The organism is Lactobacillus gigeriorum DSM 23908 = CRBIP 24.85 (assembly GCF_000296855.1).
GTDB lineage: Bacteria > Bacillota > Bacilli > Lactobacillales > Lactobacillaceae > Lactobacillus > Lactobacillus gigeriorum.
In genome coordinates this window covers 1-10435 of sequence record NZ_CAKC01000035.1, presented here as the reverse complement: position 1 = coordinate 10435, position 10435 = coordinate 1, and the positions used below count along the sequence as shown (strand labels likewise).

Annotated in this window: 6 protein-coding genes; 2 read left to right on the top strand and 4 right to left on the bottom strand. The window is 37.4% G+C overall.

Going from position 1 to position 10435, the window contains the following annotated elements:
- The first annotated feature begins 152 nt into the window (after positions 1-152).
- Positions 153-881: an SLAP domain-containing protein gene (locus BN52_RS03150; protein WP_008472744.1), complete on the top strand. Its 729-nt coding sequence runs from the start codon at positions 153-155 to the stop codon at positions 879-881.
- A 122-nt stretch (positions 882-1003) separates the two neighbouring features.
- Here BN52_RS03150 and ppsA read toward each other — a convergent pair whose 3' ends face one another.
- Together ppsA and BN52_RS03140 are read right to left on the bottom strand one after the other, a co-directional pair.
- Positions 1004-3397, bottom strand: a complete 2394-nt coding sequence (ppsA, locus tag BN52_RS03145) for a phosphoenolpyruvate synthase (protein WP_008472742.1) — start codon at positions 3395-3397, stop codon at positions 1004-1006.
- Positions 3398-3722: 325 nt separating this feature from the next.
- On the bottom strand, positions 3723-5087 hold the full coding sequence (locus tag BN52_RS03140; protein WP_008472740.1) for an FAD-dependent oxidoreductase: 1365 nt from the start codon (positions 5085-5087) through the stop codon (positions 3723-3725).
- A 304-nt stretch (positions 5088-5391) separates the two neighbouring features.
- Here BN52_RS03140 and BN52_RS03135 point away from each other — a divergent pair, with 304 nt between their 5' ends.
- Positions 5392-6987: an ATP-binding cassette domain-containing protein gene (locus BN52_RS03135; protein WP_008472739.1), complete on the top strand. Its 1596-nt coding sequence runs from the start codon at positions 5392-5394 to the stop codon at positions 6985-6987.
- Between the two features lie 173 nt (positions 6988-7160).
- On the opposite strand, the gene BN52_RS03130 is transcribed toward BN52_RS03135, so the two are convergent.
- Entirely contained in the window at positions 7161-8024 is an 864-nt protein-coding gene (locus BN52_RS03130; RefSeq protein ID WP_008472738.1) for an SLAP domain-containing protein, read from the bottom strand.
- Between the two features lie 144 nt (positions 8025-8168).
- A complete protein-coding gene (locus tag BN52_RS03125; protein ID WP_008472737.1) occupies positions 8169-9803 on the bottom strand; it encodes a peptide ABC transporter substrate-binding protein in 1635 nt (544 codons plus the stop codon).
- Positions 9804-10435: the final 632 nt, after the last annotated feature.

The window sequence follows — 10435 nt, the reverse complement described above, 5'->3', positions numbered from 1 at the left end:
AGAAAGGAGCTCCTTTTTCTAATGTTCAGGGAATAAAATTTAAGGAATCGTCCATCCTTACACAAACTATTTTACAGTCTCTTTCAAATTCTTTTAACTCGCGGTAAAATAATGGTATCAGTATAATTTTTCTAGTAAGAAAGGGTACTATTATGAAAAGAATACTAGAGTTGGGAGCAATTGCTGGAATAGGAATTGGCTTGTTGGCAACTACCAATCAACCTGTTCAAGCTGCAAGTAGCTACAAGGTTAAAGTAACCAAACAATCTTTTGTTTATGATAAGAATGGAAAACGCCAAAATACTTTTTGGTATAAAAATAGCGTTTTAAGGGCCTCAGGAACCAAGAAAATTAATGGCAAGGTATATTACAAGCTTGAAGGGAAAAAGGGCGGATATATCTTAAAAAACACGGCTAAGAAGCTAGTTACTCATACGAACAAGAGTGCCAATGCTAATAAGGTAGATGATTCAGTTGACTCACAATTTAGAGCACAAGTTCAAACTGAATTTATTAAATTAGTTAATAACTGGCGTAAAACTCAAAAATCTGGAGCTATGAAGGCTGATAGTGGCTTGAAGAAATTTGCTACTCTTAGAGCTCAAGATCAAGTGGTTGCCTGGAAGCAAACCGGAGATTTGGATAATCATAAGGGCTTTTACAACTACAATTCGGCTGGAAAAGCAGAATGCTTAGGAATCGAACCAAAAACGGCAACTGCCAAGGCTTTAGCCGAAGCAATGGTTGATAAGCTGATCTACCATGATGAATCAAGTAATTGGGTTCACAGAGATATTTTAAAGGCTAATAAGTATCACAAGATTGGTGTGGGTGTAGCTGCAAATGATGAATACTACACTTATGCAGTAGAGCTAAAATAGTTAACTTGAAGATAGGATAGGCACGTTTGATGTCTATCTTTTTTTGCAAAAGAAAAACAGATCTTTTCAGATCTGTCTTCTTAATAGAGAATGGGGCAATTAGTTATTCTCTACTTAAACTATTACCATTCATAATCAGTTGGGTCGATTCTACCCATACCTGTTGCTTTATCAAGCATAATTCTTTGCTCGTAGTGGGCAACATTACGTTTAGTAGTCTTAACCATATCTGGGTTTACAGATACGTAGTCAATACCACTTTGTACTAAGAACTCAGTAAATTCTGGGTACTCTGATGGAGCTTGACCACAGATTGAAACGGTCTTGCCATCACGGTGAGCAACCTTGATTAAGTGTCTGATAGCACGCTTAACTGCTAAGTTACGTTCATCGAACAAGTTTGAGATAACTTCATTGTTTCGGTCACAACCTAAGATCAACATAGTTAAGTCGTTTGAACCGATTGAGTATCCGTCGATGAATTGGTTGAATTGATCTGCCAAAATAATGTTTGCAGGAATTTCAGCCATCATGTAAATCTTGAAGTCTGCGCTACGCTCAAGACCTTGTTCACGCATAATATCAGTAACTTTGCGAGCTTCATCCACTGTACGGCAGAATGGAATCATAACATTCAAGTTCTTCAAGCCGTAGTCATTTCTTACCTTCTTAATAGCTTCCAATTCAAGCTTAAAGGCTTCGATGTACTTAGGGTTGTAGTATCTTGAAGCACCACGCCAACCTAACAAGTCTGCTGGTTCGATTGGTTCGTACTTGTCACCACCCTTTAAGTTGCTGTATTCGCTTGACTTGAAGTCTGACAAACGAAGGACAACTGGGCGAGGAGCCATAGCACGAGCAACTTTGCTAATACCGTTTGCTAATTCATTAACAACTCTTTCTGGATGTCCAGTTTCAATCAAGTAAAGTGGGTGTTGGTGAATGAAAGTAGTCCACAAGAATTCTTCTCTCATTAAACCAATACCATCTGCTGGAAGACTTGAGTAACGATCTACTAAGTCTGGGTCACCTAAGTTCATCATTACGTGAGTTGCTGTAGGAGGGAAGTATTCAGCTGTAGCTACTTGAGTTTCATGGGTTTCATGGGTTTCAGTCTTAGGCTTTACAACATCTTCAACAATACCGTCGTAAACAATACCGTTCTTTGCATCAACCGTAATTTCTTGACCAGTTACTAAAGTCTTGGTTGCAGCTGCTCCACGACTAGTAGTACCTACAATACATGGAATCTGCATTTCACGAGAAACGATCGCAGCGTGGCAAGTCATACCACCGTTGTTAGTTACAATTGCGGTAGCCTTCTTCATAGCTGGTACCCAGTCAGGTGAAGTCATCAAAGTTACTAAGATTTCACCTTCTTGGAACTTGTTGATATCCTTAGGATCGTCAATTACGTGAACTTTACCAGCAACGATACCTGGTGAAGCAGGTAAACCTTTCAATAAGGTCTTATGATCTGTAGTTACGTTTGAGCTTTCTGAACTTCCTTCATGATCTTTATTGCGTTGTGACCAAACTGTTTCTGGACGAGCTTGTACCATCCATAACTTGTTGTCTTGGTCCAATGACCATTCAGTATCCATGTAGCAACCGTAGTGTTCTTCGATTTGTTTTGCGTAACCAGCCAATTGGATAACTTGTTCATCAGTCAAGCAAGGCTTAGTAGCAATGTCTTCAGGAACTTGACGTTCTTCAACACCACCGTCTTGCAAACGAACCAATTCAATGTTCTTGTTGTTGATTGTCTTGTCCGCAATAGTAAGTGTTTCTTTGTCAACGATGTAGTTATCTGGGGTAACAGTTCCTTGAACGATGTATTCACCTAAACCCCATGAACCTTCGATCATGATCTTGGTGTCATCACCAGTAGCTACGTTAACAGTGAACATAACACCTGAAGCCTTAGAAAAGGCCATCATTTGTACAGCGGCTGACAAGGCTACTTTTTCTTGTGGGAAGTTTTGTTTAATTCTGTAGTAAGTTGCTCTATCAGTGAAGAGGGATGCGTAACATTCTTGAACTTTCTTAATTACGTTGTCACGTCCGTGAACATTTAAGAAAGTATCTTGTTCACCAGCGAAACTTGCGTTTGGTAAATCTTCCGCAGTGGCACTTGATCTAACAGCAACGAATGGTTCGTTGACGCCCATTCTCTTTGCTAAAGCGTCATATGCATCACCAATATCTTTGGCTAAATCATCCGGCATCTTTGCTTCGTTCATTAACTTACGAATCTTTGAACAAACTCTGTGCAATTCTTCTGAGTCTTCTGGATTCTTTAAGCTGTCAAGCAAAGCGTCAACTTTAGGGTTTAATTCCGTTTCAGCCATGAAGTGGCGATAACCCGCTGCAGTAGTTGCATAACCGAAAGGTACGGGAACATTTGTGCCGGAAGTTAACTCACCCAAAGATGAGGATTTACCACCAACAATATCAACATCTTCACGATGTAATTCATCAAACCATAATACATAAGCGTTATTTTTTGTTTCCATATATATTCACAACTTTCTGTTTACATGTAACCGCTTACTTACATATTTCATTATACCTTTAACATACTAGATGTCAATAGACCCTACTTTTTGTAAAATAATTTTTAACTAATATGATAAAAGACTATTTTGGTTGAATATATTGGGTTTATTAACATTGCTATATCACTATAAAGATCATTAGAAACTTCTTTTAATTAGCAAAAATTAACCTAAAAGCAGAATATAAATTTCAAAAAGATGTTCAGGAAAAGCAATTCTATATGAAAAAACAAAATGCGATTGAGTCAATAGTACTATAAAGACCCAATCGCATTTTTTATATTTAGAATTTAGCCCAACCTAAGGCATGTTGTGCAGCTAAGTTAAGAAGACTCCATTGACGATCAAAACTTGGTGAGAAGAAGAAATCTTGTTCAGCGAGGTCTTCAAGCGTTAGTTTATGACTAATAGCTAAGCTAAGAACATTGCCTTGACCAGTTAAATCATAAGATGACATAACTGCGCCACCGAGAATTTGATGGCTAAATTTGTCAAAGGTTAATGCCACGTAACCCATTGGATTATCTTCATCCGGAATAAAATTAGGACGGAGATGATCAACATATACAGCAGTGTCAGCTTCAATTCCAGCAAATTTAGCCGTACGTGAATTTAATCCAGTTACAACAGCATGAACATTACCGAATTCTAATAATTGTGCTCCGGCAAGCCCATGGAATGGCTGTGATGGTTTTTGTTCAAACAGATGATTTACTAAATATTGTGCCTCATGTCTTGAAGCTGAAGCTGAAGGAATAGGGATGTTTTTGCCTGCAGGAATTGAATAAGGCCAAATAGCATCACCAAGAGCATAAACATCTGGCAAGTTGGTTCTGAAATACTCATCAGTTGAAATATATCCAGCTTTATTAAGCTTTACGGTATCCTTCAACCAAGAAGTATTTGCTTTAATACCTACAGTTACGATTACTAAATCAGTTGCAACTTCACCCTTGTCAGTGATAACTGCTTCAACAGTATTATCGCCTTTAAATCCGGTTACTGTTGCTCCCATCACCAAGTTTACCTTTTTGTCGGTTAATTCCTTGCTGAAAACAGCGGTGAATTCTTCAGGCAAATAGTTAGCAAGCGGAGCATCATTATTGTCAATTAAAGTTACTTGTTTATCATGGCTTAATGCAGCTTCGACTGCAGAAACTCCATTGCCGGCACCAATAACTGTAACATGTTTAATCTCTGGATCGTTGAGAGCCTCGTTAATTTTGCTAGCCCAATCATATCCTCTCATTAAATAGATATGATCAAGGTTGTTTCCGGGAACAGGAATATTTTGAGGCTTCACCCCAGGTGTCAAAATTAATTTATCATAGTTGACATCGGTAGTGGTGTTAGTCAAGGTATTCTTGATAGTTACGGTTTTGCTTTCAGGGTTAATAGCAACAGCTTCACTATTATTTTGTAGCTTAATGCCACGATTGGTTAATTCATCTGGTGAAAAATTACGGACATTATCTTGTCCAGTAGTTTTTCCTTCAAGGAACAACTTCATCCCACATGACATAAAGGAAACAAAGTCGCTTGCTTCGAATACTGTAATATCAAGGTCTTGATAACGATCAGCCAACTCGATCGCTGCTTCGTGTCCTGGGTGGGATGCACCTATAATAACAATTTTATCTTTAATCATATAAAAACCTCCTTAACGTCACATAGCATAACACAAATGATACCGCTATCAAAATTATTTGCTTAGAGATTTGTTTTCGTGAAATTGAAAATTTTAGATAACGGACTTTATAGTGGAAAAAGTCTTGTTAAAAGCAAAAAAATGATATAATATTTAAAAATTATAATTATTTTAAATAGTTACGGTTTTTATGTGGAAATGTATGGAAAATATGTTAAAAATATTTTCTTTGTCAGAAACAGATAGCAATATCTGCGATTTAATAGCTTTATCTAATCAAAGTTATTAAAACAGGTGGTTAAAAATGAATAAAAGACAATTTTTCAAATTTTTATTTTCTGGGCATCGTACTTTATGGCTAGGAATTACTTTGGCGAGTGCTATTACCTCATTAGATGGAATAGTTTCGCCATATATCATTGGTGCGGTTACTAACATCTTGTCACAAAGGCAGTTTGGTCAATTGCCACGAATCTTGGTACTTTATTTATTGCTGTTTTTATTGTTAACCTTGGGTTCTTGGCTATGGCAATATCTGTGGGCTAAAGTTAGACAAGTTGCCAATATAAAAATGAGAAGTACAGCCGTTGAAAACTTCTTGGCTTCACCGTCAGAGGAAAGGATGTCACAGGTAACCAATTTTATCAATGTAGATGCTAAGCAAATTGAAAACCAATTCGTTAATCCAATTGTAACGTTAGTTTATTGTATTGAGCAGGCAATTTTTTCGCTCGTTTATGTTCTAAGCATTAATTTTACGGTATCTTTGATTTTCTTAGCCTGTGGGTTATTACCGTTTTTGGTTCCACGGGTGACGCAAAAGTGGGTAGAAACTGGCAGTAGCAAATGGAGTATCGATTACGAGCGGTATAATACGCAGATGAACGATGCGATTCATGGCTTTAGTACGGTTACCCATTTAGGAGTTGCCAATGAGTTTCGGCGTTTAGTCAAAAAGGCTTTACTTGAAGAAGAAAAAGCGTACTTAATAATGAATTTCCGACAGACGACAGCAAGTTTCTTATCACAATTGACATATGCTGTTTCAGCGGTAATTGCGCTAGCGATCGGCGTATTATTCGTAGTCAAAGGTCAAGTTAGTGTCGGTGGTTTGATTTCTTTGTTTTTAGCATCTGATCGCTTGACCAGTCCAATAATTACGATTGCACAAGTGTTTAACCAATTGAATGCGGCCAACCCGTTGATTGCTAATCCTGCGCTAGAAAAGCCTACAGGTAGAGCCTTTAATAATTTAACAGTTGCTGATGGAGCTACTGATACAGTTCTAGAATTACGAAATTGCAATTTGGGCTATGATAAAACCATTCTGAAAGCCGTTAATCTAACCCTTAAAGCTAAAGAAAAGGTATTAATTGTTGGTAGATCAGGAATCGGTAAATCCACTTTATTTAAAACCATTCTTAATGAGCTTCCACTTTTAGCAGGGAAAATTGTAGTGGCAAAACCCTTGCTGACAGACTTATTGGAAAAAGTGGGAATCATTAGCCAAGATACTTATATTTTTTCGGGAACATTACGGTTTAATTTAACATTAGGAAGAAAGATCGCTGATGAGAAACTGTTTCAAGTCTTAAAGCAGGTTGACCTTGAATATTTAGCAACCTCTGAGCATTTAGATCAGCTGATAGGTGAGAAGGGACTAAAACTTTCTGGTGGTGAAAAGCGTAAGTTAGAATTAGCTAGGGTTTTGTTGGCTAAAAGGAACATTTTATTAGTCGATGAAGCCTTGTCTGGGTTAGACAATAAGAGTGCCAACAATATATTTGCTTTGCTACAACAATTCCCAGGAACGATTTTAGAAATCGAACATGCTGTCTCTAATGAACAACGAGAGAAATATGATCAGGTGATCGATTTGGATGAGTTTGCTGAAAAATAAAAAGTAAAAAAACGACCTTATGAGAATAAGATCGTTTTTTCGTATCTATGGACTAAGTAGATACATTTTTATTGATATATTTGTTAATTAAGATTTTTGGAAATACGTATTCAATGAAGAAAACGCTTTCTATATTCTATCATAACTAACAATATTTTGAAAAGGCTTTTTTACTATTTTTCTAGTAAAACTGCCAAGTCAGGTAAACTTGCAATGTCATTCATGTCAAGGTATGAATCCTTTTGACCCTTAACACCGTACAAAATTAAAGTTTCTTTGCCAGATTTAACAGTCTTGGTGCGGTCAACTTCAACTTTGTCACCAGCAGTTAATACCTTCTTACTTGCTTTGCCTTCTGCATCATATACTGGGACCTTAGTATCATTATTGTGTTTACCTAAAGTTACAGTTTGGAAAGCAGCATATAAAGGCTTGTTGTCTACATAGCTTACGTTAGCTACGCGAACATAGGCATTCTTGCCAACGCTGTAGTATTGATGACCTTTAATGTTCTTGTATGTCAAAACAGTCTTGTTGCCATTGTTGTCAACTAAGAATCTGAATGAATCAGCATTGGCAGCCTTAAGGGAAGCAGTGTAGTTTACGATTTGTGACTTACGCAATAAAACTGCTTTCTTGCTTACACCGTACTTAGTTACACGTTTGCCGTTCTTGTCATAGACATATGAATTCTTAGCAATATACAAAACGCCCTTACCATTTAATTCGGAAATTGCGGAAGTTGGAACGTATTTGTTCTTAGCAATTTTGTAGGTATATTCGTAGTTAATTAACTTTGGTGCACCATAGTATTTAAAAACAGTACCGTTCTTAATACGTTGGTTCTTTTGCTTGCCAGCAGCATTGTATACGCCAATAATATTGCTATCGCTGTTGTTGCCAACAGTAATTGTACCAGTGGCCTTCTTAGTAGCTGCTTGAGCAGTGGTGGTTAATGGGTTTACAAGGCTTGCAACTGGTGCTACTCCTAAAAGCAAAGCTGCAGCGCCCAAACTAAGTGATTTAATAGTTTTCATGACTATTCCTCTCTTTTCTTTAAAATCAACTTTGTTTTTCAACTCATATTATATCCTCTTTCATACTTGAAACAGTTTAAATTTATCTTAAGTAATAGCTTATGCTTGTCCTTATCTTAACCAAATGAAAGGGCTTTTGCTTACTTATTGCAAGTATACGTTTTTGAAATCATATGGTACGCCAGTTGGATTAAATGAAACGCCCTTGACATTGGTCTTAAGCAATTGTGGACGAGCAGATTGGATCAATGGAACAGTTCCTTGATCTTCCATTAATACTTTTTCAGCAGCCACCAATCTTGCCCAACGCTTAACTGGTTGGTTACCATAGATATTTTCGGATTCATTTAATAGTTGGTTGAAACGGTCGTTGTTCCAACCATTGTTGAGATAGCTAGAACCTTTTTCAAAAACATCAAGGAAGTTGATTGGATCGCCAAAGACGGCTTGCCAATTCTTAAGGGTAATTTCGTAGTTTCCTTGGGTTTGACGACTAATTAATTGAGTAAATGGGATGTTTTGTACAGCTACGCTAACCCCTGGAAGACGATCTAATTGGCTTTGTAAAAATTCAGCAATTTGTTTAGAAACATCATCATCGCTTGCAAGCAAAGTTACTTTTAGGCTCTTGGTGTTGGTTTCTTTAAAACCAGCAGCTAAGAGCTTTTTAGCTTTGCTTAAGTCGAAACTTACAGCACTCTTGACATAAGCATCGTCTTGGAATTGTGCGCCAGTTTCAGGGTTTGTACCCATGCCAGATGGTACGAAACCTTTAGCAGGAATTGAACCATCTTTTAAGACATTATTTGCTAGTTGCCCACGATTAATTGCTAGCGAGAAGGCTTGACGAACTTTTAAACTCTTAAAGGCTTTAACTGTATTTTGATTAAGTTCAAGTCTTCGAATTGATGAAGCTAGACGAAGGTAGTAACCAGCTTTGTTTTTGTTGGCGGCTACTTGTTGGCCTGTTAAGGCAGTTTCGTCGGCTTTGCCAGCTTGGAAAAGATTATAGCTGGTCGTTGTTGATTCGCTGACTTGTTCATTAACTTTACTTAACTTAACGTGTTTGGCATCCCAGTAGTTCTTATTTTTGACTAAAGTCCAAGCTTTATTGTTGCCGTTCCACTTGGTCAAAACAAATGGTCCTGAAGAAACGGTATATTTGGCTTGAGTTCCATATAACTTGCCATACTTGTTGACCACTTTTTCGTTTTGAGGGAAGAATAATGGCCAAGACAATAAAATTTTGAAGTAGCTTAATGGACGGGTTAGTTGGATGCGTAAATGATGTTGACCAATTGCCTTAACACCAAGGGATGATGGCTTTTGCTTCCCTTCATTGATAGCTTTAGCGTTTTGAATTTGATAGAGGTAAAAGGCCATCTGAGATTTGGTAGCAGGGGTAAGCGTCCGCTGGTATGAGTATACGAAGTCCTTAGCAGTTATGGGATCACCGTTTGACCATTTTGCATTATCGCGCAAAATGAAATCATAGGTCTTGCCACCGTTAGAAACTTTGACTGATTTAGCTAATGAAAGTTGTGGTTTATTGTTTTCGTCTAAACGATATAACCCATCACCAGTATTTAATAGTCCTTGAAAACTAGTAGTATCTGTAGCAAGGGATGGATCCTGAGTTGAAAAAGTAGTACTTTCAGACCAATTTAAAACTTGATCTTTGGTGGAACTGGAAGATTTTTCTTGCTTACCGCAAGCAGCCAAAGCAATAGTTGAAATCAAAATCGTTGAAGCAGTAAATACTTTTTTACTTAAATTCATAAAAACTCTCCTTTATTTGCACAAGCAAAGCAAGAAAAAACGCCCCACTAGATCATATCGATCTAATAGGGCGTCTATTGAACGCGGTACCACCTAATATTTGTGAGAATCGTGAGAATCCACCTTTATTCACGTACGGCCACGAAAGCGATACGCTACCGCTGTATAGGGCGGACCCTGAAACCACTAAATATCGCAGTTCCACGCTCGAAGGCCATTTTCAAAAGCAGTACTAACATTTCCTTTCACCAAAATGGAAACTCTCTGTGGGAAATACGACTTTTTACTTTCCTTGTCTTTGCTTAATTTATTTTTAAGTTGTAATAAGCATAAAAGCTGGCTGAAAAATTGTCAACTATTTTTTCTAAAAAATTTTTTATTTGTGATTAACAAGTGATAATGTCTTATCTGTTAACTTAGTAAAATGTCCTATTTGGAATTGATTATGGCATAATCTCTATTATTGGAGGTTATGGTCAAAGTGAAGAGGATCAGTTTAAGCATGAAATACGATAAGCAGTATCAAGTTATTAAAGACCTAGTAGATCATCATGGTAACAAGAAAAGAGCCGCCCTTAAGCTAGGCATATCCGTTAGATAGGTCAATCGCAGGATCAAGCAGTATCAGGACA

Excerpts from the sequence above, each read along its gene's own strand:
- BN52_RS03130 (WP_008472738.1), bottom strand. The coding sequence starts at position 8,024 with ATGAAAACTATTAAATCACTTAGTTTGGGCGCTGCAGCTTTGCTTTTA.
- BN52_RS03135 (WP_008472739.1), top strand. The coding sequence starts at position 5,392 with ATGAATAAAAGACAATTTTTCAAATTTTTATTTTCTGGGCATCGTACT.
- BN52_RS03125 (WP_008472737.1), bottom strand. The coding sequence starts at position 9,803 with ATGAATTTAAGTAAAAAAGTATTTACTGCTTCAACGATTTTGATTTCA.
- ppsA (WP_008472742.1), bottom strand. The coding sequence starts at position 3,397 with ATGGAAACAAAAAATAACGCTTATGTATTATGGTTTGATGAATTACAT.
- BN52_RS03140 (WP_008472740.1), bottom strand. The coding sequence starts at position 5,087 with ATGATTAAAGATAAAATTGTTATTATAGGTGCATCCCACCCAGGACAC.
- BN52_RS03150 (WP_008472744.1), top strand. The coding sequence starts at position 153 with ATGAAAAGAATACTAGAGTTGGGAGCAATTGCTGGAATAGGAATTGGC.